The organism is Winslowiella sp. 2C04, assembly GCF_050037805.1.
GTDB classification, from domain to species: domain Bacteria; phylum Pseudomonadota; class Gammaproteobacteria; order Enterobacterales; family Enterobacteriaceae; genus Erwinia; species Erwinia toletana_A.
This window is the reverse complement of record NZ_CP188300.1, coordinates 1,906,641-1,931,499: the sequence shown is the minus strand read 5'-3', so window position 1 is coordinate 1,931,499 and position 24,859 is coordinate 1,906,641. Positions and strand designations below refer to the sequence as shown.

General features: G+C 52.0%; 21 protein-coding genes. 3 read left to right on the top strand and 18 right to left on the bottom strand.

Features of this window, described 5'->3' with window-relative positions:
- Positions 1-34: 34 nt before the first annotated feature.
- The 17 genes from ACP3TC_RS08565 to ACP3TC_RS08485 form a co-directional block, all read right to left on the bottom strand.
- Entirely contained in the window at positions 35-1,714 is a 1,680-nt protein-coding gene (locus ACP3TC_RS08565) for a methyl-accepting chemotaxis protein (protein WP_313852405.1), read from the bottom strand.
- Positions 1,715-1,816: 102 nt separating this feature from the next.
- Complete coding sequence (cheW, locus tag ACP3TC_RS08560; RefSeq protein ID WP_313852407.1) at positions 1,817-2,314, bottom strand: chemotaxis protein CheW; 498 nt, start codon at positions 2,312-2,314, stop codon at positions 1,817-1,819.
- A 21-nt stretch (positions 2,315-2,335) separates the two neighbouring features.
- Positions 2,336-4,312, bottom strand: coding sequence for a chemotaxis protein CheA (cheA, locus tag ACP3TC_RS08555; RefSeq protein ID WP_426818018.1), 1,977 nt, complete (start codon positions 4,310-4,312; stop codon positions 2,336-2,338).
- A 4-nt stretch (positions 4,313-4,316) separates the two neighbouring features.
- Complete coding sequence (gene motB / locus ACP3TC_RS08550) at positions 4,317-5,348, bottom strand: flagellar motor protein MotB (RefSeq protein ID WP_313852409.1); 1,032 nt, start codon at positions 5,346-5,348, stop codon at positions 4,317-4,319.
- A complete protein-coding gene (gene motA / locus ACP3TC_RS08545) occupies positions 5,345-6,232 on the bottom strand; it encodes a flagellar motor stator protein MotA (protein WP_426818017.1) in 888 nt (295 codons plus the stop codon). The genes motB and motA overlap by 4 nt, the downstream gene beginning before the upstream one ends.
- Before the next feature lie 134 nt (positions 6,233-6,366).
- On the bottom strand, positions 6,367-6,945 hold the full coding sequence (gene flhC, locus ACP3TC_RS08540) for a flagellar transcriptional regulator FlhC (RefSeq protein WP_313852412.1): 579 nt from the start codon (positions 6,943-6,945) through the stop codon (positions 6,367-6,369).
- Positions 6,945-7,298: a flagellar transcriptional regulator FlhD gene (flhD, locus tag ACP3TC_RS08535; RefSeq protein ID WP_313852413.1), complete on the bottom strand. Its 354-nt coding sequence runs from the start codon at positions 7,296-7,298 to the stop codon at positions 6,945-6,947. The genes flhC and flhD overlap by 1 nt, the downstream gene beginning before the upstream one ends.
- Positions 7,299-8,137: 839 nt before the next feature.
- A complete protein-coding gene (gene otsA, locus ACP3TC_RS08530; RefSeq protein ID WP_313852414.1) occupies positions 8,138-9,571 on the bottom strand; it encodes an alpha,alpha-trehalose-phosphate synthase in 1,434 nt (477 codons plus the stop codon).
- Complete coding sequence (gene otsB, locus ACP3TC_RS08525) at positions 9,568-10,347, bottom strand: trehalose-phosphatase (RefSeq protein WP_313852415.1); 780 nt, start codon at positions 10,345-10,347, stop codon at positions 9,568-9,570. Before otsB ends, otsA begins: the two co-directional genes overlap by 4 nt.
- A gap of 884 nt (positions 10,348-11,231) precedes the next feature.
- Entirely contained in the window at positions 11,232-11,903 is a 672-nt protein-coding gene (locus tag ACP3TC_RS08520; protein WP_426818016.1) for a methionine ABC transporter permease, read from the bottom strand.
- Entirely contained in the window at positions 11,888-12,679 is a 792-nt protein-coding gene (locus tag ACP3TC_RS08515) for a methionine ABC transporter ATP-binding protein (RefSeq protein WP_313852418.1), read from the bottom strand. The genes ACP3TC_RS08520 and ACP3TC_RS08515 overlap by 16 nt, the downstream gene beginning before the upstream one ends.
- A 1-nt stretch (position 12,680) precedes the next feature.
- On the bottom strand, positions 12,681-13,484 hold the full coding sequence (locus ACP3TC_RS08510; RefSeq protein WP_426818015.1) for a MetQ/NlpA family ABC transporter substrate-binding protein: 804 nt from the start codon (positions 13,482-13,484) through the stop codon (positions 12,681-12,683).
- A 34-nt stretch (positions 13,485-13,518) separates the two neighbouring features.
- Positions 13,519-14,535, bottom strand: a complete 1,017-nt coding sequence (locus ACP3TC_RS08505) for an isopenicillin N synthase family dioxygenase (RefSeq protein WP_426818014.1) — start codon at positions 14,533-14,535, stop codon at positions 13,519-13,521.
- Positions 14,536-14,854: 319 nt separating this feature from the next.
- Complete coding sequence (locus tag ACP3TC_RS08500; RefSeq protein WP_426818013.1) at positions 14,855-15,613, bottom strand: ABC transporter ATP-binding protein; 759 nt, start codon at positions 15,611-15,613, stop codon at positions 14,855-14,857.
- Positions 15,610-16,614 (bottom strand): iron chelate uptake ABC transporter family permease subunit, encoded by a 1,005-nt coding sequence (locus ACP3TC_RS08495; protein ID WP_313852423.1) that lies wholly within the window; start codon positions 16,612-16,614, stop codon positions 15,610-15,612. The genes ACP3TC_RS08500 and ACP3TC_RS08495 overlap by 4 nt, the downstream gene beginning before the upstream one ends.
- Entirely contained in the window at positions 16,604-17,563 is a 960-nt protein-coding gene (locus ACP3TC_RS08490; protein ID WP_313852424.1) for an ABC transporter permease, read from the bottom strand. Before ACP3TC_RS08490 ends, ACP3TC_RS08495 begins: the two co-directional genes overlap by 11 nt.
- A 9-nt stretch (positions 17,564-17,572) precedes the next feature.
- Complete coding sequence (locus tag ACP3TC_RS08485; protein WP_426818012.1) at positions 17,573-18,526, bottom strand: siderophore ABC transporter substrate-binding protein; 954 nt, start codon at positions 18,524-18,526, stop codon at positions 17,573-17,575.
- A 360-nt stretch (positions 18,527-18,886) separates the two neighbouring features.
- Here ACP3TC_RS08485 and ACP3TC_RS08480 point away from each other — a divergent pair, with 360 nt between their 5' ends.
- Positions 18,887-21,073 carry a TonB-dependent siderophore receptor gene (locus ACP3TC_RS08480; protein WP_390902374.1) on the top strand — a complete coding sequence of 729 codons (2,187 nt, stop codon included), beginning with the start codon at positions 18,887-18,889 and terminating at the stop codon, positions 21,071-21,073.
- An 84-nt stretch (positions 21,074-21,157) separates the two neighbouring features.
- On the opposite strand, the gene ACP3TC_RS08475 is transcribed toward ACP3TC_RS08480, so the two are convergent.
- Complete coding sequence (locus ACP3TC_RS08475) at positions 21,158-21,895, bottom strand: GntR family transcriptional regulator (RefSeq protein ID WP_313852426.1); 738 nt, start codon at positions 21,893-21,895, stop codon at positions 21,158-21,160.
- 108 nt (positions 21,896-22,003) lie between these two features.
- Here ACP3TC_RS08475 and ACP3TC_RS08470 point away from each other — a divergent pair, with 108 nt between their 5' ends.
- Both ACP3TC_RS08470 and ACP3TC_RS08465 read left to right on the top strand, forming a co-directional pair.
- A complete protein-coding gene (locus tag ACP3TC_RS08470) occupies positions 22,004-23,353 on the top strand; it encodes a class-II fumarase/aspartase family protein (RefSeq protein WP_426818011.1) in 1,350 nt (449 codons plus the stop codon).
- 80 nt (positions 23,354-23,433) lie between these two features.
- Positions 23,434-24,735 carry a cation:dicarboxylate symporter family transporter gene (locus ACP3TC_RS08465; protein ID WP_313852428.1) on the top strand — a complete coding sequence of 434 codons (1,302 nt, stop codon included), beginning with the start codon at positions 23,434-23,436 and terminating at the stop codon, positions 24,733-24,735.
- The last annotated feature ends 124 nt before the right edge of the window (positions 24,736-24,859 follow it).

Here is a 24,859-nt window from a genome sequence, read left to right as displayed (position 1 = left end):
ATGCCGCCCGTTACGGGCGGCAGCAATTAACCAATCAGAATGTTTCCCAGTTCTCTTCAGAGACTTTAGTGACCGGCTTACGCGCGGCGATCACCGAAGCAGAACTCGGAGCAGATTTACTGGCGGTACTGACATTAACGGCGCGTGCGGCGAATTCTTTACGAATTCTGAACACCGATACCGCTTGTGACAGTCGGCTGGCCTGTTCTTCCAGCGCTGCCGCAGCGGCAGCGGACTCTTCAACCAGTGACGCATTCTGCTGGGTAACCCGATCCATCTCGGTAACCGCCTGCCCCACCTGGTCGATACCGCGACTCTGCTCGTCGGATGCCGACGCGATTTCCGCCATAATATCGGTCACGCGCGTCACCGCGCTGACGATGTCATGCATGGTCTCTCCGGCACTTTCCACCAGCACCGAGCCGGTATCGACGCGACTGACGGAATCTTCAATCAGCGCTTTAATCTCTTTTGCTGCCTGGGCGCTACGCTGCGCCAGACTGCGCACTTCTCCCGCCACTACCGCAAAACCACGCCCCTGCTCACCGGCACGCGCCGCTTCCACCGCCGCGTTTAGCGCCAGAATATTGGTCTGGAAGGCAATACCATCGATTACGCTGATAATATCGGCAATCTTCTTCGAACTACCGGCAATATCACTCATGGTTTTCACCACGCCATCGACCACTTTACCGCCCTTTTGCGCGGTTTCTGAGGCACTGAGCGCCAGCTGCGACGCCTGGCGGGCATTCTCAGCGTTCTGTTTCACCGTCGCCGTCAGTTGCTCCATGCTGGCGGCAGTCTGTTCCAGCGAGGCAGCCTGCTCCTCGGTTCGCGCCGACAGATCGTTGTTTCCGGCAGAGATTTCGCTGGCACCGGTGAAGATTGCATCGGAACCGTCGCGCACATCACCGACGGTGTTTACCAGCTCCTGCTGCATATGTTGCAGGCTGGAAGCCAGCTGGCTCATCTCGTTGCGTCCCTCAACTTCAATGGTTTGTGTCAGGTCGCCGCTGGCAATATGGCGAATATGGCTGATGGTGGCATTCAGCGGACGCAGCAGAATGTGATGCATACCGCTCCACACCACCGCCATTACGGCCAGCAAAACCACGAAGACAATCGCCAGCACCCAGATCGCCTGGTTGTAAGCCTGATCGTTTTCCGCCGACCCTTCAGCAAACAGCGCAGCGGTATTATTCAGCCAGCTGTTGTAAGCGGCCTCAAAACCGTTTTGGTAGCCCTGAGTGGGTTGATCGAAAAACTCTTTGATATTGCCTTCGGCCATCAGCTTAATCAGATCGTTAAGTGCACCGTGCAGAATGGTGTAATTCTCTGTGACTGCTTTAACGTGACTGAGTGCTTTCACATCGTCCGGCAATTCAGCGCTGTACTCGGCATATTGCTGCTCTGCCAGTGCCAGCTGAGTTTTCGCCAGCTTCAGGAGATCCGCTACGGTGTCACCACTGCCCATCTGATTTGAATCGAGCATGTAGCGCAGACCGGCGCGGTTGAGGGTATTACGGGTTTGAACCAAAGCAATCCATGACGCGGTCAGATTTGTCTGCTCGCGGCGCAATTGCTCAGTGATAGTGAAATTTGCTTTATCACTCTTTAAAGCCTGAAAAAACAGACCGCCGGAGATTAATTGCAGTGAGCCGAACACGACCAGAACCACAATCAGACTGGTCACAACTTTCATACGCTTAAACATACCGTCCCTTATTACATTTGCCATCTGTTGATGTTATCGGCAGCAAATAAGGAACCTTTACGGTTGGGGCGACCGAATGCCGCCCCGGAGATGATTAAATTATTATGCGCTGCGCAGATTATCCATCAGCGCCATCTCTTCGCTGCTCAGTAGCTTTTCGATATCAACGAGGATCAGCATCCGCTCGCCCAGCGCGCCCAGTCCGGTAAGGTATTCCGTCGACATAGTGACGGCAAATTCAGGAGCCGGACGAATCTGCTCATGCGTCAGAGACAGCACATCAGAAACGCCATCAACCACAATTCCCACGACGCGATGTTGCAGATTCAGCACGATCACCACGGTGTTATCGTTATATTCGACACCCGGCTGAGCAAATTTAATCCGCAGATCGATAATCGGTACGATGACACCGCGCAAATTCGTGACGCCTTTAATAAATGCCGGGGTATTGGCGATGCGCGTAACCTGATCGTAACCGCGAATCTCCTGCACCTTCAAAATATCGATACCGTATTCTTCATCACCCAGCGTAAATACCAGGAACTCCTGGCCTACCGTTTCGCCAGCCAGTTTGGTAACGTTTGCCATTCCAGTCATAGGTCTACCTTAATCATTTAGTTAAGCTGCGACGCCGGCCACACGCTTTTCTCGGTTTAAAGATTGCAGGGCTGAGACATCAACAATCAGCGCCACGCTGCCATCGCCGAGGATGGTGGCGGCAGAAATACCCGGCACTTTGCGGTAGTTGCTCTCAAGGTTTTTCACCACCACCTGGTGCTGACCAATCAGCTGATCGACCAGCAGCGCATAGCGTTTTCCGGCACTTTGCAGAATAACCACGATGCCCTGCGTTGCTTCCGTCTTCGCGCCCTGCACATCAAATACGTTCCACAACTCCACCAGCGGCAGATACTCGCCGCGTACTTCCAGCACGCGTTCGCCACCGGCCAGCGGATGCAGATCTGCTGCCAGCGGTTGCAGTGACTCCATCACCGCATTCAGAGGCAGGATAAACACCTCTTCCGCGACCCGCACCGACATGCCGTCGAGGATCGCCAGCGTCAGCGGCAGCAAAATACGAATGGTGGTGCCTTTGCCCGGCTTCGAACCGATCTCGACGTGGCCTCCCATCTCCTGAATATTACGTTTCACAACGTCCATACCGACGCCGCGCCCGGACACGTCGGTGACCTGCTCAGCGGTAGAGAAGCCAGGTGCAAAAATCAGCATGCCGACCTCTTCATCGCTCATTGATTCACTGACCGGTAGCCCGCAGGAGAGTGCTTTAGCCAGAATGCGTTCACGGTTAAGGCCCGCGCCGTCATCGCTGACTTCGATACAGATATTGCCACCCTGATGTTCAGCAGAAAGCGTCAGGTTGCCGCAGGCATGTTTACCCGCCAGCAGGCGCTTTTCCGGCGATTCAATGCCGTGGTCGAGGCTGTTACGCACCAGGTGAGTCAGCGGATCGATAATCCGTTCGATTAAACTCTTATCCAGCTCGGTCGAGCTGCCTGACAGCGTCAGTTCCACCTCTTTACCCAGCTTGCTGGCCAGGTCGCGCACCAACCGAGGGAAGCGACTGAATACGTACTCCATCGGCATCATACGAATCGACATCACCGACTCTTGCAGATCACGCGCATTGCGCTCCAGCTGCCCCATACTGTTTAGCAGGTCACCGTGATTAACCGGATCCAGCTCGCCGGATCGCTGCGCCAGCATTGACTGAGTGATCACCAGCTCGCCGACCAGATTGATCAGCTGATCGACCTTTTCTACCGCCACGCGAATGCTGCCCGACTCGCTGCTGCGGGCGGGCGCGGATTTTTTCACTTCAGGCTTGAGCGCCGGCGTGACAGGGCTGACGGTAGCCAGGTTTTCTGCCGGTTTATCGGCGCTTTCTGGCTGTGCCGCTGGCGTTGCTGCATCCGGAAAACGGATTTGTGACTCTTCAATCACAAAACAGAGTACCGCCACAATGTCATCTTTATCGACCGAGGAAATCAGCGTCGCCTCCAGTGAGGTTTCACCTTTCTTCACCTCACTGACGGTGCCAAGATTAGCCAGCTCATCCAGCATCAGTGACACTTCGCTCGGTTTAAGGTCGACCAGCGCCAGCCGCAAACCGGCGGGAACAACCGTGGCCGGTTGCGCTTCGGTCACCAGCGTCAGCGGTTTTGCCGGTTCAATAACTTCGCCTTTGGCCTCCAGCGCCAGTTGGCGCAACGCCTGACAGATATATTCAAAACTTTCTGCGTCAGGTTCCTGGGCGGTTTTACAGGCATCTAACTGTTCCTGCATAATATCTTTGGTTTCCAAAAACAGGTTGATGATGTCGGTACTGAGCTGCATTTCACCGCGGCGCGCACCGTCGAGAATGTTCTCCAGAATATGCGTGGTTTCCTGTAAGACAGTGAAACCAAAAGTACCCGCTCCGCCTTTTATCGAATGGGCCGCACGGAAAATGGCATTCAGCTGCTCCGAATCGGGCTGCTGTGGGTCTAATCCCAGCAGGTGTTGTTCCATGTCGGCCAGTAATTCGTCAGCCTCATCGAAAAACGTCTGGTAAAAATCGCTAATATCCATGCTCACGGTATCACCTCGGCTGTGAGTCGCGATTAGGCTGCGACGGAATCTCCGCCACCGTCGGTAACGAGCTCACCGGCTGTGGCGCAGTCTTCGGCGCGGCCTGTACAGGTTGATGGTCTGGGGTTAATGCCGCATCCGACGGTTCAGCCGGAACGGTAATTTGTTTAATACTTGCGGCATCGTTAATCTGCACCGCATCACTTTCGGCGTTCTCTTTTTCGATTTGCGCTTCGGTATCGTGATTTAATACCAGCAAACTAATTCGGCGGTTTACCGCATCATTACCGCCGCGATTTTTCAGCTTCATGGTGTCGGCCATCCCCACTACGCGCAGCATTTTGCTGCTCGCCAGCCCGCCGGTTACCAGCTCACGCCGCGAGGCATTGGCGCGGTCGGCTGAGAGTTCCCAGTTGCTGTAACCACGATCGCCTCCGGCATACTGAAAATCATCGGTATGTCCGGCGAGACTGATGCGGTTGGGAATATCGTTAAGAATGGGTGCAATCGCCCGCAGGATATCGCGCATATAAGGCTCCACCTGCGCACTGCCGGTTTTAAACATCGGGCGGTTCTGGCTGTCGACAATCTGAATACGCAGCCCCTCCTCCACCATATTGATGATCAGATGCGGGCGCAGCGCTTTCAGCCGGGGATCGGATTCAATCAGCTGATCGAGTTTTTCACGCAGACGATTCAGGCGAATTTCATCCAGCTTGCGTTTCTGCGCGTCCATATCGACCACTTTTTTAACTTCACCCTGCTGCTGCGTTGGATCATCACCGCCGCCGGGGATCGGGCTTTCACTGTCACTGCTGCGCGGTCCGTTACTCAGCGCAACCTTTAGCGGAGTACGAAAATATTCGGCAATCTGCACCAGCTCTTTGGGATTGGCGATGGAAATCAACCACATCACCAGAAAGAACGCCATCATCGCTGTCATAAAATCGGCGTAAGCGATTTTCCATGAGCCATGCGAGCTCTCATGTTTTTTCACTTTGCGCCGCTTTACCAGCACGATGGGGTGACTGCTGTTCTTCATGCGTCCTGATCCGAAGTCTGTTTTGCCGGTGATTTGGCATTACGCACGTGCTCTTCCAGTTCGCTGAAAGAGGGACGTTCGGTGGAATACAGCGTCTTACGGCCAAATTCCACCGCAATCTGCGGCGCATACCCGTTCAGACTGGAGAGCAGCGTCACCTTAATGCACTGCATCATTTTGGTCGTTTCCGCACACTTCTGACGCAGCACCGATGCCAGTGGCGAAATAAAACCGTAGGCCAGTAAAATACCGAGGAAAGTACCGACCATCGCATGGGCAATCAGCGCCCCCAGCTCGGCGGCCGGACGATCCGCTGAGGCCAGCGCGTGTACCACGCCCATTACCGCGGCGACAATACCGAATGCAGGTAAAGAGTCACCCACCGCCGCCAGACTCTGCGCCGGCACGTCGCATTCGTGCTCGTAGGTTTCGATCTCTTCATCCATAAGCGCTTCGATTTCGAACGCATTCATATTTCCGCTCACCATTAACCGCAGATAGTCAGTGATAAAGTCCACCAGACGGTTATCGGCAAGGATGCGTGGGTAATTAGCAAAGATTTCACTTTCGCGCGGATTTTCGATATCTCTTTCCAGCGATAACATGCCCTGCTGTCGAGATTTCGCCATCAGGCGATACAGCAACGCCATCAGATCCATATACAGCGCTTTGTTATATTTAGAGCCGCGCATTAACAGCGGCAAGGCTTTCAGGGTCGCTTTGATCGACTTTCCGTTATTACCGACAATAAATGCGCCAATGCCTGCGCCCCCAATAATCAGCAATTCCGAAGGTTGATAGAGTGCGCCAAGATGACCACCCACCATCATGTAGCCCCCCAGCACCGAACCAATCACCAGCAAATAACCTAAAATAACCAGCACAATAAATCCTTACGTCCGCAACGTGTTGGTGGATGTTAAGCCAGAGAGCCGAGGGTGTTATTCGGTAAACGCAGAGCAAAAAAAAGCAGCGGTTAAAAACCGCTGCTGGATGTCATTCCACGTTTCGAACAATCTTAAACGGCGCGTTTAACCTGTTCATCCAGCAGTTGTGGAGTGTTATCGGCAGGCTGCGCAGAAAGTTTACGTCTTTTTACCGCGCGAGATGGCGGCTGACACAGGCTACAGACGAAGCTGCCAGCCGGCTGGTGTGCATGAGTGATAAAACTGCCATGACAGGATTTGCAGCTGGAGAGTTCCAGCATGCCACTTTCGACAAAACGTACCAGCGTCCATGCGCGCGTCAGCGCCAACAGCGGCGTCTCATCCGACTGCGGACACTGCTCAAGGTACAAACGATAAGCTTTAATCACCGCATCGACGCCATGACACAGGCCGCTTTTCAGCAGAAACTGCCAGGCATTGCAGAACATTGAGGCATGAATGTTCTGTTCCCAGGTCATAAACCAGTCGGTTGAGAACGGCAACATGCCTTTTGGCGGTGGGCTGCCGCGTAGCTCTTTATACAACTTTATTAAACGGCCACGACTGAGCTGCGTCTCGCTCTCTAACATCTGTAAACGCGCACCGAGAGTAATTAATTCCATTGCCAGTTGAATATCGCGAGCTTCCTGGACAATACTTTTTTCACTCATTATCCCGCTCTCTTTTTCGACAAATCTTCAACTCGTGCTGAAGTTTCGCGTAATAAACGGCTGGATAGCAGAATGCCGGTATGGATTTGCTGTAAATCATCCACGCGAGATTCCTGAGTGAGGCGGCTGATGGTTTGATGATCGTTAAAGCGAAACTGACAAACCAACTGGTTAGTCTCAGCGAGTTTTACCATTTCCGGTAAGGTTAATTGCGCCAGCGAGTCTGCCATCGCTTCATCGATACCTAAGCGAAACATGGCAGAAGCTTTATCCTGGTTAATTAAACGCTGTGCAAGCAATAAATAGGACAAATTAATGTCGTATATATGTTTGAGTAATTCTGATGTACCCATTATTTCCCATCCTGACTGACACTACTTTTAACGTTCACGGGATAAATTCCGCTTCCCTGATTGCTGGTTGGTAAATCTAAAGATGGCAAAAACACGTGGCAGCAGCCAAACGTATGCTGAATGATTACGCATCGTGCCGAGTACTGGTTTAGTAAGTCGTCGTCGCTCACGCTCCTCAGAGGGGGTGAGCTAAGAATAATGCTTCGAGACGTTCGCTTACATATTTAAGAATATTCTGAAAGCAGCGCAACTCTATCCCGTTGGATTTCCACATACAACGAGCGAGCGACTTAATTTTAGATAAAGTGTGATCTGCATCACACTTTTAAGCCAAATTATTGCCGAAAACCCATCAGCGAAGCTGTTGATTAGATTAATAAAAGAACAATTACGCCATTTTTTGTTAAAGAATGGTTCAGTGACCTTTTCGACTGCTGAAAAAGCTCACTTTTCACTCTTAACCTGTCACAGCTGCGCTGTTAAGACAATTTAACAGCATATACCTTTGGGAATTAATGCCACTGAAGCATTAAACGCTAGTTTAATTCATTTATAGTTCCTGAAAAATTAGTCACTTAGATAAATATTCTCAAAAACTCCGTCTAAAACCGCGGTACCGGTGATTAGGTTTAAAGCAGCTTTCCGCAACGTTTTGTTAACAGGGAGAGATTTCTGATCATGGAGAGAAAAGAGATGTAACTGGGGATTACATTAGTAGTGTGAATGTTTGATCGCTAATGTCAGTTCGTTGAGGGAGTTATCGGCGGGCATGGGGTTTTCTTAAATAAAAAAGGACGGCAAAACGCCGTCCTCACTACCGTCCTGTCTCGCCGCGGCTATCAGGCTAAGCGTGGAAAGGTTGCCACTTTATGGTTCATCTCATGATCTTCCGTGCGCGGTGCCAGCGCCTGCAAATCTTTCAGGTAGCTTTCGCGCCAGTGAGAAATATCGTTTTCCCGCAATACCGCCATCATATCGTTATAGCGCGAGATGCGTTCGGTACGCGACATCGTCAGGGCTTTATCCAGCGCCGCCGCCACTTCGTCACGATCGTAAGGATTGACAATCAGCGCCGAGGTAAGCTCATTGGCGGCACCCGCAAAGCGCGATAACACCAGCACGCCGGGGTCATCCGGATCCTGCGCCGCAATATACTCTTTCGCCACCAGATTCATGCCGTCACGTAGCGGCGTGACCAGACCAACATCGGTCAGGCGGAAAATCTTCATCAACAGGCGACGATCAAAATGCTGGTTCAGGTAGTAGAGCGGCGTCCAGCCCAGCGTGCCATATTTACCGTTAATTCGCCCGGCTTCAGTTTCCAGCTGATGACGAATATCCTGATACGCCTGCACGTCGCCACGTGAGGTTGGCGCAATCTGCGAATAGCGAATATTGCCGCGATGTTCTGGAAAGTTCTCCAGCAGCGCTTCATAAGCCAGAAAACGCTCCGGTAGCCCCTTGGAATAATCCAGCCGTTCGCAGGCAATGATATTTTTCGCATCGCCCAGCTCACGCTTCATGGCGGCCATTTTCGGCGGCAACGGCCCTTCAGCCATCTCTTTGATACTTTCCGGCTCAATACCAATCGGATAAACCTCAGTAGCAAAGTCATTGCCAAAAGCACGGTGCTGCTTATCGCCTTTATTCTGAACCTGAGTCAGCAGTGACAGGCTGTCGAGAAATGCGGTGCGGTCGCTATCAGTCTGGAAGCCAAGCAGATCGTAATCACACATCATCTGCAACAGCTCTTCGTGAGGCGGCAAAGCGTTGAAAATTTCCGGCGTAGGAAAAGGAATATGCAGGAAGAAGCCAATGCGATTATTCATTCCCAGTTTGCGACAGGCAGCTGCAAACGGCAGCAGATGGTAATCGTGGATCCACAGAATATCATCATCTTCCACCAGCGGTTGCAGACGTTCCGCCAGTAATTCATTGACGCGGCAATATCCTTCCCAGGCTTCACGCTGGTATTGCACCAGATCTAACCGATAGTGAAACGCGGGCCAGATAACCGTATTGGAAAACTGGCAATAATAGAGGTCGTAGTCGTTCTGACTCAGACCGAAAGAGGCATAGGTGATACCATCTTGCTTGACGATATCCAGCGGCTCTTGTTCTTCTTCAGCGATAGTGCTTATCTCACCATTCCAGCCAAACCACAGTCCACCTGTAGATTTCAGCGCATCCAGAATACCGACCGCCAGGCCACCAGCACTATTAGAACCATCGGGAACAGCGATACGGTTAGATACGACCACTAAGCGACTCATAACCTTGACTCCTTACCGAGGTTGTCTTGATCTAATTGTAATTTCATCTGTTCAAGCCAGCTGTAAACTTCATCAACATTTTTCAGCCGAAAGCGCGCCTGACTTGAACCCTCTCCGACCTTTACGGATAAGCCATTCATGGCATTAACCACACGAAATCCGGCTTCATCTGTCAGATCGTCACCAATAAACACCGGAATACGCCCGGCGAAAGGCGCTTCCTGCATAAAGGCGGCTATCGCTGCGCCTTTATCGATTCCCTTCGGTTTTAATTCCACCACGCATTTTCCCGGCTGCAGCGCCAGCATCGGAAAGCGTTGCACCATTGACTCTGCCAGTTGCAAAACCTGCGCCTGAAACTGTTCTGCCTGACGATAATGCAGGGCAAAAGCCATACCTTTAGTCTCAAGCTGCGTACCTGGCCAGTTGCTGATACTGCTGCTGAGGGTTTCATGCAATTGCGTCACTACCTCATCCGGCAAACTGATACGGTGCAGTTCACCTGTGGCATCGCGACGTTCAGCACCATGAACTCCAGCCAGCGGCGCGTAAAAAGGGGCAGCCAACTGATCCAGTTGCTCAACTGGCCTGCCGGAAATCAGCGCTACCGCCCCGTGGCTCAAAGTGGATAACGCTTGCAGTGTGGCGCGAACCGTTGCCGGAATCGACACTTCATCGGGGCGCGGTTTGATAGCCGCTAAGGTGCCATCGACATCGAAGAAAAACGCGTAGAGGCCGCCACTTAAAGAAGGGAAACCTTCGGATTCTCTGCTCACACTCTTCTCCCGATCTGCATCAGATTGCAGACGTTAATTTGATGATTAATCATTCGGATAAATAACGACTGAAATAATCCGGTCAGGAAAATGTTCTGCATTGTCATGCCAGAATAAAATAGTTGCTGTCGGGGCAGAAATAAATTATTTATCGGCGAAAGAAAGCGGAAACAACAGGGCAACTGACGACAGGTGGTTGACTGCCAACTTTCTTTCCTGGTAATGCGCTCTTTCCTGGTACTGCGCTGCTTTTCTCCTGTCGCAGATCGATAATTTTTGCCTGCCTGATTCATTTTCTCTGACCAAATTGCGGATGACATCACAGTTCAGTATAGACCCTGTTCTGGCTTCTGCCAGAATGATGATAATTTAAGAGCATTCTGAAACAGCTGCGTCATGAAGAAATGATTTATCGACAAGTTTATCTTTGATTCTTGCCAGTTAATTATTACTGTATTTTTACCCCTTATTTACCGCTGCAGTTTAATAACCCACTTAATAATCTCGCATTATGGAATCATTCTTTCCAATAATCATTTCACCCTTTCCTTTGCCGGATTTTCAAAAAAATAAAGCAATAAAAAGCATGTCGTTTTTTACGCACATATTATTCCTGAAAAGCCGTTTTCAACCGATTAATAATTCTGCAGGATATTAATCACATGCTGTTTTTCAGCCGGCAAGCGATTCAGGCTTTGCCCTTACCTCTGCGGGAAAAAATATGACGTTCAGAAAGAAGATACTGCGGAATTTTATTGTTGGCAGCGGTTGGGGTAAATCCAGTCTGTTGAAAGCCATCGGTGGTTTTTATGCCCGCCACTACCGGCAGCATCCGACTGCATCTACAGCCGGTTACCCAACCAGGCCCTGAAGGAAACCTCTCTTTAACGTCGATGCGCCAGCGAGCGCACCAGCCGATCGCCCAGCGTCTGCACCAGCTGCACCAGAACAATCAGCGTAACCACCGTGCCGATCATAATCTGATTATTAAAACGCTGATAACCATAACGAATCGCCAAATCTCCCAGACCACCGCCGCCTATCACCCCCGCCATCGATGAAAAACCGATCAGCAGCACGGTGGTCAGGGTAATTCCCGCCAGCAAGGCCGGTAACGCTTCCGGCAGTAGCACTTTACTGACGATATGCCAGCCGGTGCCGCCCATCGACAAAATGGCTTCAATCCGCCCCTTATCAACTTCATCCAGCGCGTTTTCCACAATACGCGCGAAAAAAGGAAAGGCACCAATGGTAATGGGTACAATCGCGGCGGTGGTGCCGAGCGTGGTACCGATAATCAGCCGGGTAAAAGGGATCAGCGCAATCAACAGCACGATAAACGGCAAAGAACGCCCGATATTGACCAGCCCACTTAACAGGCGATTAAGCGTAGCGGCCGGATGAATTCCCCCCTTGCGGGTGATAAACAGCACGATGCCCAGCGGCAGACCTATCGCCACCGTAAACAACGCTGCCACAACCACCATATAGAGAGTCTCCAGCGTGGCGTTCAGCATCAGATCCCAGAACGTTTCCCAGTCTACGCGACCGCGCATAATGCCCCCTCTCTGACGCCATGTTTACGTAAAAATGCCCTTTCCGCTTCGCGATCGTGCAACAACTGGCTACGCAGCTTCGACGACGGGTCGAGCAGCAGCTGCCCAAGGGCGCCGCTTTCCACTACCCTGCCGTGTTCCAGCAGCGCGGCGTGATGACAAATACTTTTCACCACTTCCAGTTCATGGGTGATCAACACAATGGTCAACCCAAGCTGGCGATTAATGTCGTCGAGCAACGCCAGAATTGAGCCGGTGGTTTCCGGGTCCAGCGCACTGGTTGCTTCATCGCACAGCAGATAGTCCGGTTTCGCCGCCAGAGCGCGTGCAATACCAACCCGCTGCTTCTGGCCGCCGGACAGCTGCGATGGCCAGGCATCGCGCCGGTCACTGAGGCCGACCAGCGCCAGCAGTTCTGCCACCCGGGCCAGGCGCTCAGTTTTTTTTACTCCGGCGATTTCCAGCGGAACGGCGATATTCTCTGCCACCGTTTTGGCATGCAGTAAATTGAAATGCTGAAATATCATGCCGGTGCGCTGACGCTGAAGGCGCAACTCTGCCGCCGTCAGCGTCATCAGGTCGCGGCCATCCAGCATAATACGCCCGGAGGTCGGGCGTTCCAGCAGGTTGAGACAGCGAATCAGCGTGCTTTTACCCGCTCCGCTGCGCCCGAGGATGCCATAAATGGCACCATCGGGAATGGTCAGCGTGATATTATCCAGCGCCGGTCTTGGGTTACCGGCATAGATTTTCCCCAGCTGCTCAACGCTAATCATCTTATTTACCTGCTACCGGAATCACCGATCCCTGATAATTCTGTCGAATAAATTCCGCCACTTTTGGCGATTGCAGATCTTCAGCCAGCTTTTTAATCCGCGGATCGGCTGCCAGCTTAGGCGTCGTGACCAGAATATTGGCATACGGATTATTGTCTGCACTCTCCAGGCCTAATGCGTCTTTCGCCGGCACCAGCCCGGCTTCCAGCGCATAGTTACCGTTGATCACTGCCAGTTCAACATCATCCAGTGAGCGCGGGATCTGCGGCGATTCAATTTCCAGAATTTTCAGCTGCTTCGGATTTTCCGCAATATCCTTCGGCGTAGCCTGGTGTTTAGCCGGATCGTTAAAACCGGCTTTGAGTTTGATTAATCCGTTTGCCTGCAACAGATAAAGTGCCCGACTCAGGTTAGTGACATTATTTGGCACCGCCACCGTGGCGTTATCCGGCACTTGCTGTAGCGAGGTGATTTTACGTGAGTAAATACCCAACGGTTCAATATGTACCGTGGCCGCCACAGCGAATGTCTGACCTAATGCCTTCTCCTGATCGCGCAAATAAGGTACGTGCTGGAAATAGTTGGCATCAACGTCACCATGCGCCAGTAATTCGTTGGCATTTACGCCACTGGTTAACTCAATAATTTTCAGATCCAGCGACGGGTCGATCTTCTTAACATATTGCAGGATCTCCGCATGTGGCACCGGATCGGCCGCCACCCGCAACGCTTCTGCCGCCATTGCAGTGGAGATTATATTTAACGACATGGCCAGACCAGCTATCACTACCCACGTTTTTTTCATTATTTATCCTTTATCAGCATCAGTTATTGTCGGTTTATTTCAGATAATCAGCGTAATAACGCTGCGCCACATCGGTATGTGAACGCAGACGTCCTTTCAGATAGTTCCAGCCGACATCACGCAGCAGCGGATTCAGCGGATCGCTGGCCGGCCCTTGTGCCAGCCGGGCAATATGCTCCGGCAGTTGAAATACCGGCACCACCGCGTCGAGTTGTGCGCCAAGGAAAAAAGCGATCGACAGCCGCTGCTGGCCGGCCGGTGGCGATATCACACGATGTACGGTGGCACGCAAATAGCCATTGCTCGCCAGTTCCAGTAACTCACCGATATTCACCACAAAGGCTCCAGCAATCGGCACCGCATCGATCCAGCGATCGGGTTCAACTTCCACCTGTAAGCCGGGCTGGTGGTCCTGCAACAGAAAACTGAGGAAACCCGAATCTTTGTGCGCGCCTACGCCTTGCTGACTGGCGGACGCCGGTTGCCCCGGATAACGGATCAGTTTGATATGTTCGTTAGGTTTATCACCGAACAACGGATCAAAGGCGTCGTCCGGCAGTTCCAGCGCTGCGGCAAACGCCCGCAACAGGCGCAGCGACATCTGCGTCATCTCTTGCTGCCAGCGTATTAGCGAAGACTTTAATTCCGGCAGCGCGGCCGGCCACTGGTTCGGCCCCTGTAAACGAAGCCATACCGGCGAGCTGGCATCCAGCGTCAAAGCTTCACGTTCCGCACCGATATCAAACTGTTCACGTAAGTCAGGCTGGCTGCGGGTGATTTCCGATCCGGGTCGGTTATAACCACGAAAATGCGGCGAATTAGCCATTGCCACCTGCGCTTTCTCTGCTTCATCCAGCGCGAAAAATTGTTGTGCTACCTGCTGCACCTGCTGCTGAAGCGCGACATCAACGCCGTGATTGATTAAATAAAAGAAACCGATATCACGTGCCGCCTGGCTTAACTGACTGAGAAAAGCCTGACGTTGTCGGGCGCTGCCGTTTAATAAGGCAAAGTCCAGCACTGGCAAATTGGCTGAGGCGTTTAAACTCATACTGCGACTCCTGGCTTATAAGTTAGCGAAAAACTGCAATAGCTTAGAACTAAATTGCAATTTAAATCATCCATAAAGAACAATATGGAATAACCTGACAGGAAGTTGCGCACGCCACCAATAATCTTGTGTTCTAACTTATGACGATGTCTTTAATTGTGAGGAGGGAAAAATGAAATACTGCATCGAGGCGAGAATACGTCTTTAATTGATAACACTATTCATCGGACTGTGCTGATAACAGCACAGTCCGATATGATGACTAAACAGCGTTTATTACGGCGGTAATCACCCCAGAAAAGGGTTTAGCGGCGCGGCACTAACGATAATATACCGCTATATACTGGCCGCCGACCTGTTCGATGGTCACCGGGGTATCAAAGATCGCTTCAAGGGTTAGAGAATTCATAATCTGCTGCGGCGTGCCGCGATAGATTACCTCTCCTTGCTTCATCGCAATAATATGGTCGGAGTAAACCGAAGCGAAATTGATATCATGAATCACCAGCACAATGGTTTTTTGCAACTCATCCGCCGCCCGGCGCAGCTGCTTCATCATTGCCACACTGTGTTTCATATCAAGATTGTTTAGCGGTTCATCCAACAGCACATATTTGGTGTCCTGGCATAACACCATCGCCACATAAGCGCGCTGCCGCTGTCCACCCGATAACTCATCCAGATAACGATCTTTTAACGGCAGCAAATCAAGAAACGCCAGCGCGGTTTCAATATGCTGAAGATCGTCTTTAGTCAGCCGGCCACGGCTGTAGGGATAACGGCCAAACCCGACCAGATCGTAAACCGTCAGGCGGCTGGTAAAGTGATTCTCCTGACGCAGCACCGACAGCATCTTTGCCAGCTGGTCACCGGATGTAGTGGCAACATCCAGCCCGCTGATGCTCACGTTGCCAGCATCCGGCGTCAGCAGGCGGCTGATAATCGATAACAGCGTCGACTTACCGGCGCCATTGGCGCCAATAATCGAGGTAATCCCGCCTTCAGCAATGCGCTCATTAATCTGATTCAGTACCGGCGTTTGCTGGTATTTTTTAACCACACCGTTTATTTCAATCACAACTTAGCCTTTTTGATCAAAAGGTAAAGGAACAGCGCCCCGCCGGTAAATTCAATCACTACCGACAGCGTGCCTGCCATACTAAATACCCGCTCAAGAATTAGCTGTCCACCCACTAACGTAATAATGCCGGTCAGCACCACGCCGGGCAGCAAATATTCATGACGGTGCGAGCCAATCAGTTGATAAGTCAGGTTAGCCACTAACAAGCCGAGGAAGGTCAGCGGCCCCACCAGCGCGGTAGAGACAGCCACCAGCAGCGAGACCAGCAGCAGAATCACCACCACCTGCTTCTGATAAGCCACGCCAAGATTAATCGCGGTATTGCGCCCAAGCGCTATCACATCCAGCACGTGGCGCATCCGCCAGATTGCCAGCGCAATCAGCACCGTCAGCACCGCTGCCACGGCAATAATTTCTGGCGCGGCACGGGTAAAGGTGGCAAAAATACGGCTTTGCAGAATCGCGAACTCGCCCGGCGACAACAGGCGTTGCAACAGATTAGAGACACTGCGAAACAGCGTGCCGCACACCAGCCCAACCAACAATACCTGATGCAAATTGATGCCAACACCGGTCAATAACCAGCGATAGAGCAGGACAGAAAACACCACCAGCAGCAGCGCTTCGCAAAGAAATTTGCCCGTCACGCCGAAGATGCCGAACCCGTCCGCATCAACAAAAAATATCATGGTGGTCTGGATCAGAATAAACAGCGCTTCAAGCCCCATCACCGAAGGGGTGAGAATGCGGTTATTGGTGACGGTCTGGAACAGTAAGGTGGCGACACCGGAGGCAAACGCCACCAGCAGCATGGTGGCTAAAATCAGCCCGCGATGCACCAGAATATACTGAATATTGCCACGCAGATTAATGGTCATAAACAGCACGATTGCCGCCAGCGCCACTGCAGCAAGCAGAATCAAGCGTCGGGCCGGTAAACTTAAGCTGTGCCGCTTTGCCACCACGCGCGGGTTTGAGGATGAGGAATTAACCTGCATGGCGTTTTGTCCTCAGTATTAAGATCAGAAAAACCAGCGCGCCAATTACCCCGAGGATAACGCTGGCCGGGATCTCAAACGGATAACTGATTAAGCGCCCGATGATATCGCACAGCAACACCAGCGCACCGCCGCACAACGCCACCCAGGGAATAGTCCGCCGCAGATTGTCGCCCATCGCCATACTGACAATATTCGGCACAATCAGCCCAAGGAATGGCAACACGCCGACCACTACCACCACCACGCCGCAGATAACGGCGATGATTGCCATACCGGTCAGCATCACCTGCTGATAATTAATCCCGACGTTAATGGAAAAATCGCGGCCCATTCCGGCCACGGTAAAACGATCGGCGATCAACATTGCCAGCAGCGTCAGCACGCCAACAATCCACAGCAGCTCATAGCGCCCCTGTATAACACCGGAAAAATCGCCAGAATCCCAACTGCCGAGCGATTGCAGCAGATCAAATTCCATCGCCAGGAAGGTGGTTACCGCACTGAACACCGCCCCGAGCATAATGCCGGTCAACGGCACCATCAGCGGCGATTTAATCCGCATCCGTTGCAACAGCAGCATAAACAGCGCGGTGCCGCCGAGGGCAAACAGCGTGGCAACCACCATTTTTACCAGCACCGAGGCGGACGGGCTGAAAATCATTACCAGCAGCAGGCCAAGACTGGCTGACTGGGTGGTACCGGCAATTGAGGGTTCAACGAAACGGTTCTGCGTCAGCATCTGCATAATCAAACCGGCTACGCTCATCGCGCTGCCGGCCAGCAGCAGCGCCACGGTACGCGGCACGCGGCTGATTAAAAAGATGTCACGCATATCAGGATCTGACCAGAAGCCGCTGAGCGTCATATGGCTGGCGCCGACGCACAGACTCCATATCATCAGGCCCAGCACCACCGCCAGGCCTGTTACATACTGAAAGGTTTTCATCAGCGGAAATTACTGTCCCTGCGTTGCCTGATCCAGCGTGCTGCTGATTTTATCCATCAGCTGGCTGTAACTTTGCACCCCACCGGCGATATACAGTGAAGCGGAGTCGAGATAAACGATATGCTTATTCTTCCAGGCATCGGTTTTCGCAATCAGCGGGTTATCCAGCACCTGTTGTGCGGACTGTCCTTCATTACGGCCAATGGCATTATCGCGGTCCAGCACGAACAGCCACTGTGGATTGGTTTGCAGAATAAACTCAGAAGAGACCACGTTGCCGTGGCGACCGGTCTGGGTGAAATTCGCAGCGGGTTTAAAGCCCAGCACATCAAACACAAAACCGAAACGTGAGCCTGGGGTGTAAGCAGACATTTTGCCGCCGCTGATCATCACCACCATCGCGCTACCGGCATTGGCGGATTTTGCTTTAACCTCGGTAATTTTCTGATTGAAGTTATCGAGTAACGTTTTCGCTTCCTGCTGCTTATCAAAAATTGACCCCAGTTGTTCAGTACGTTCTGTCAGACTGTCGACAAAATGCTGGCTGTCGATATCAAGGGCAATGGTCGGTGCAATGGCGCTGAGCTTATTATAAGCATCGCGTGCGCGGCCACCGGCAATAATCAAATCAGGTTTCGCGTTGCTCAGGGCTTCATAATCCGGCTCAAACAGCGTACCGGCGTTGAGATACTCCTTGCCGCTGTATTTCGCCAGGAACGGGGGAAGATGAGTACTGTTTTGCGGTACGCCAGCCACCGGAATATTCAGCGCATCGACGATATCCAGCGTCGAAGGATTCAGTACAATCACCTTTTTCGGATTGACCGGCACCTGAGTGGTTCCCTGCTCATGCTTAATACTGACGGTGGCTGATTCCTTTGCTTCAGCGGATGCATTGTCACAACCTGTGAGAATCAAACTCGCAGCAACCAGCGACGAAGCTAACGCAAAATGTAATTTCATTTTCTCTCCTGAAAAGTGAAGGCATGTAACAGCGAATTAAAATGCAAACGATTCGTATTACGAAGTGTGACAATCATACGCGATTGACGCAGATAATAAACATTTCCCTTAGACGTCAGTGTTTTTTTAGCCGCGAAATTGATGTAACACGCCAATTCTGCACAATTTTCTCCTTACGACCTTCAATCGGCTAATCCCCTGAATCCAGTCAGAAAATTTGGACAACCCTACTTTTTATGATGATTTATCCATCAATCATGGAGATTTTGTGAAGTTTCACTTTCATGACTACAAATGGAAATAATTATCGTTATCATAATCGTTCAATAATATATCTTTACAATATCAGGGATAATTTCCATGGTTCACACAACCTCTTGCAAAATGAGGCCTGGAGCAATACTTCTGGCGGGTTTACTGAGCGGAAACAGTTATGCCGCAGCAGATGTAACCAGTGATGAAGCGGAGATGGTGGTTCAGGCACCGGCAGAAGTTCAACTCAAACAACAACCGGGCGTCTCGATCATTACGGCGAAGGATATTGCTAAAGATCCTCCGGTAAACGATCTCTCTGATATTATTCGCAAAATGCCGGGTGTTAATCTGACCGGCAACAGCGCCAGCGGCAGCCGTGGCAATAACCGCCAGATTGACATTCGCGGTATGGGGCCCGAAAACACCCTGATTCTGATCGATGGCGTGCCAACTACCTCGCGTAACTCGGTGCGCTACAGCTGGCGCGGCGAGCGCGATACCCGCGGTGATACCAACTGGGTACCGGCGGAAATGGTTGAACGCATTGAAGTTCTGCGCGGCCCCGCTGCAGCCCGCTATGGTTCCGGAGCCGCTGGCGGGGTGATTAATATCATCACCAAACGCCCGACCAATGACTGGCACGGCACACTTTCTCTGTTTACCAACCAGCCGGAAGATGACAAAGAAGGCGCGACCAAACGCGCAAACTTCAGCCTGAACGGCCCACTGGCCGGTGACGCATTGACGATGCGCCTGTATGGCAATATCAACAAAACTGACGCCGACGCCTGGGATATCAATAATGCGCATAACGGCTCTTATGCCGCGGGTAAAGAGGGCGTGCGCAATAAAGATATTAATGCCCTGCTGTCGTGGAAAATCACCCCAACGCAAATTGTCGATTTCGATATGAGCTACAGTCGCCAGGGCAATATCTATGCTGGCGACACTCAGTACAGCAACAGCAACGCCAGCCCAAATAATCTGGTTGAATCGCTATACGGTCAGGAGACCAATCGTCTCTACCGCCAGACTTACGGCATCACGCATAACGGCATCTGGGACTGGGGCCAGTCGCGCGTTGGCGTTTACTACGAAAAAACGAATAATACCCGCCTGCAGGAAGGTTCTACCGGGCGCGTTGAAGGGATGATTAACGGTGATGAATTCCAGACCAGCCGACTGGAAAATGTCCGTACCAGCGGTGAAATCACCCTGCCGCTCGATCTGTGGTTAGAGCAAACCGTAACGCTCGGCGCCGAATGGAACCGTGAACAATTAAACGACCCAGCGTCGATGCAGGTTACTGATGCCACCGGTATTACCATTGGGGGCATCTCTGGCGATCCTGCGGGCCGCAGCGCGAAAAACAGCGCTGAACTGAGCGCACTCTATTTTGAGGACAACATAGAAGCCACGCCGGGCACCAACCTGATTCCCGGCCTGCGTTTTGACTATCACAGCAAATTTGGCAGCAACTGGAGTCCGAGCCTGAATATTTCGCAGGCGCTAACCGACCACGTTAAAATTAAAGCCGGTATCGCGCGGGTATTTAAAGCGCCGAATCTTTACCAGTCCAGCGACGGTTATCTGCTGGCAACCCGTGGTAATGGCTGCCCGAATGATATCGCCGCTAATGGCTGCTACTTAATGGGCAACAGCGATCTGGACCCGGAAGTCAGCATCAACAAAGAGATTGGACTGGAGTATAGCGAAAACGATTTTAGCGCCGGGATAACCTATTTCCGTAATGATTACAAAAATAAAATCGTTTCAGGCACTGATATTATTGGCTATGCCTCCAACGATTATAACATCCTGCGCTGGGAAAACGGCGGTAAGGCGTTAGTTGAAGGGCTGGAAGCAAATCTGACGGTTCCACTGGTTAAAGAGAAGCTTAACTGGCGCACCAATGCGACTTATATGATTACGTCGGAAAATAAAGATACCGGTAATCCGCTGTCGGTGATTCCTGAGTACACCATTAATACAATGCTCGACTATCAGGTGACCGATAAGTTATCTGCCAATCTGAACTGGACCTTCTATGGACGGCAGAAACCGCGTGAATACGTGGAAATTCGTAACGAAGTCGACGCGCTGTCAACCAACCAGCTTGGCGCCTATGCGGTAGCCGGTATCGGTTTCAATTATGATTTAGTAAAAAATCTGCGTCTGAATGCCGGTATCAGCAACCTGTTTGATAAGCGCGTCTGGCGTGACAATGAAGGCGCATCGACCTATAACGAAGCGGGCCGTGCTTATTATGCTGGCGTAACAATGTCGTTTTAAACGTTAAAACCACTCTGTTAATATCACCTGCCTGCAATCGCGCCTCATTTCTTCCGATGTGAGGCGCGAGTCAGTTAAAGCCCGTCAGCTACGATGCTTGTCCCGCTCCACATGCATAATCAGCGTAAAGCGATCTTCCGGGTGTATCGTTTCGGACACCACAATATTTTCACCACTCTCGTCGCGATAAAAACGGGTAATTTTTAACGCCGGTGTGCCCGCACGTGCATTAAGTTGCTGCGCCAGCGTTTCTGACAGTAACACCGCCTGTACCCGCTGCTCAATTGCGGCAATATGCCGCGCGAACTGCTGCTCGATTAGCGAAGCGATCAGCTCCTGGCTTTTCGCCTGCGCTGCCGGTATCACTTCAGCATAGCGTTCATCGGCATAGACATCGGTCCAGCAAATCGGCGTGCGTCCATGCTGCTGATCGACCCGGATGCTCGACACGCAAAAGTAGTGGCCGCCAGGCTGAATTTCCAGCCGACAGGCTTCGCTGGTATCGGCGACAAAGTGCCGAATCTGCTGAATGCTGCGGGTTTGCGTTTCAGCCAGATGCGCCAGATCAGACAGCGATCCCAGTGCCTGTGAATAACCGGTATACGGCTTGCTGGCTTCCACCCGCGTCCCTACTCGTTTCCTGCGCGACACCAGCCCCTGCTCCTGCAACTTGAGAATAGCGGCGCGTACCGTATGTCGGCTGACATTATATAGCTCACACAGCTCAAACTCGGTCGGCAGCAGGCTACCAACCGGATAGGTGCCGCTGGCGATGGCTTCGGTCAGATCTTCAGCAACGGTGGAATAACGTGTCTGGCTCATACTTTTGACAATCCCTGCTCATTGAAGATTGACAGTATATCAGCAATGGCATATCTGTAATGTACGTACATATTAAAATGTACGGACATTAATTACGGAGTATCGCCTATGTCCAGCACAGTTTATGACTCGTCACTGTTCAAAAATATGTTTGCTACCGCAGAGATGAGAGCGGTTTTTTCCGATCAAAGCCTGATAGAACGCTATATCGAGAGCGAGATAGCGTTAGCTAAAGCAGAAGCGAGCTGCGGCGTCATCCCGGACGAAGCGGCAGAAATTATTGCGCAACGCGCTCGTTATTCCGCGCTCGACTTGCCGAAAATGCAGCATGAAACTGAAATTGTTGGTTATCCAATTCTGCCGCTGGTTGAGCAACTGTCGGAAATTTGCGGCGAGGCAGGTCGCTACGTGCACTGGGGAGCCACCACTCAGGACATTATGGATACCGCCGTGGTGTTACAAATCCGCAGTGCGCTGGAGATTGTTGGCCGCGATATCGACAGCGTACGCGAGCTGTTACGAAATTTAGCCCAGCGCTATCGTGATACGCCGATGGCCGGGCGTACCCATCTGCAGCAAGCCCTGCCGGTGACCTTTGGTTATAAATGCGCGGTATGGCTCAGTATGTTCGATCGCCACGCGCAGCGTCTGCAACAGCTACGCCCGCGAGTAGAAGTAGGACAGTTTGCCGGTGCCGCTGGCACCCTCGCCTCACTCGGCGACAAGGGGCTGGAAGTACAGCAGGCAATGATGGCTGAATTGCAGCTGGGCGTACCACAGGCCACCTGGCATGTGGCGCGCGACGGATTTGCAGAAACGGTAAATTTTTTAGCAATGGTTACCGGTTCATTAGGAAAAATTGCGCTCGATATCATGATGATGATGACCAGCGAACTGGGTGAAGCCTACGAACCCTTTGTGATGGGTCGTGGTGCCAGTAGCACGATGCCGCAAAAGCGCAATCCGATCTCCTGTGAGCTGATTTACGCCGCTGCCAAAGGTGTCCGCCAGCAATCTGGCCTGATGCTGGATGCGATGATCCAGGACTTTGAGCGCTCAACCGGCCCGTGGCAGGCAGAGTGGATAGCGATTCCCGAATCATTCCTGTTGAGCGCCGCCGCACTTGAGCAGGCGAAATTTATGCTGTCGGGCCTCGATGTCCGCACAGAGCGGATGCTGGAAAATCTTAATCTGACCCAGGGGCTGATCGTTGCCGAAGCGGTAATGATGGGGCTGGCACCCTTATTTGGTCGCCAGGCGGCACATGATGTGGTGTACAAAGCCTGCCGCATCGCCAATGAGCGCAATATCAGTCTGCATGCTGCACTGATTGAGCAGGGAATCGTCACTGAAAAACTCAGTTATCAGGCGCTGGAAAGCTTAACAACACCGGCCAACTACCTCGGTCTGGCACCACAAATGGTCGACCGTGCGGTGGCCATTAGCGTAAAGATTTAAGCGCTGACTCTCAGCCAGAGGCTGCCTGTCATCAGGCCTCTGGCGACCCTACACTGCTGATAAAAAAAGAGATCAATACCATGTCCTCTACAGCAAAAAAACCTTTCTGGCATGACCTGACATTTCAGGTGATTGCCGCGATGATTATCGGTATCGGTTTTGGCTTTATTTTCCCTGAAACCGCGGAAAAATTTAAAATACTCGGTGATATCTTTCTTAAGTTGATCAAAACCGCCGTCGCGCCGCTGATCTTCTTTACCGTGGTGCACGGTATTGCTTCAGCGGGCAATATCAAACAGGTCGGCAAGGTGGGTTTACGCGCGCTGATCTATTTTGAAGTTATCTCCACGCTGGCACTGTTGCTGGGGCTGGTCAGCGGTAACCTGTTGAATATCGGTGCCGACATGTATGGTGCACATGCCACCTCGGGCACTACGGCGGCCGCTACCGCCGCCATCGCCAAAGGCCATGTTCCTGGCGGCACGCTGGAGTTTATCCAGAGTATTTTTCCGGATAACTTTATTGGTGCCTTCGCCGGAGGACAGCTGTTGCAGGTGCTGATTATTGCGGTGCTGTTCGGTTTTGGTCTGCTGGCGCTGAAGCAAGAGCGCCGGGTGGTGATCGAAGACGGTATCAACCGTATCTCCGAGTGCTTCTTCGAATTTATTAACCTGATTATGCGTCTTGCGCCGTTGGGCGCCTTCGGTTCAGTCGCCTATGCCGTTGGCAGTAACGGCTCGGCAGTATTACTGTCGCTGGCCAACCTGGTAATGATGTTCTACAGCGTGGTAATCCTCTTTATTTTTGTGGTGCTTGGCACGGTGTGTCGGCTGTGCGGTTTCAGCCTGTGGCGCTTTTTGCAGTACATTAAAGATGAAATCTTTATTGTTATTGGTACTGCGTCTTCCGAAAGCGCTCTGCCCCGCCTGCTGCAAAAACTCGAGCGCTTTGGCTGCTCGCGTCAGAGCGTTGGTCTGGTGCTGCCGACCGGTTATGCCTTCAATCTTGATGGCACCTCAATTTATATGTCGATGTGCGTGCTGTTTATCGCCAATGCTTATGGCGTGCCGATGAGCTGGGAACAGCAGCTCGGCGTGCTGGTAATTATGTTATTGACCTCAAAAGGTGCAGCGGCAGTTTCCGGCGGCAGTTTTGTGGTGTTTGCCGCCACCGTTACCACCGTGGGGCACCTGCCGGTTGAGGGGCTGGCACTGCTGTTTGGTGTTTACCGTTTTATGTCGATGGCAATTGCCACCTGCAACACCATTGGCAATAGCGTCGCTACCGTGGTGATCGCCAAATGGTCGGGAGAATTTTCCGAAAACACCGCACGGCAAGAGTATCAACGGGTACTGGGACGTAAACCTGAGGCCTCGCTGTAACGCCGCTGGCTGTTGAGTGGCATTTGCTATGATGACCCCGGACAGCATCCAGTGCCTGGTGGTCAGCTTCCCTCTGCGACTACAATGTGATAACAGATTTATCCAGAGTGCTTATCCTGTCACT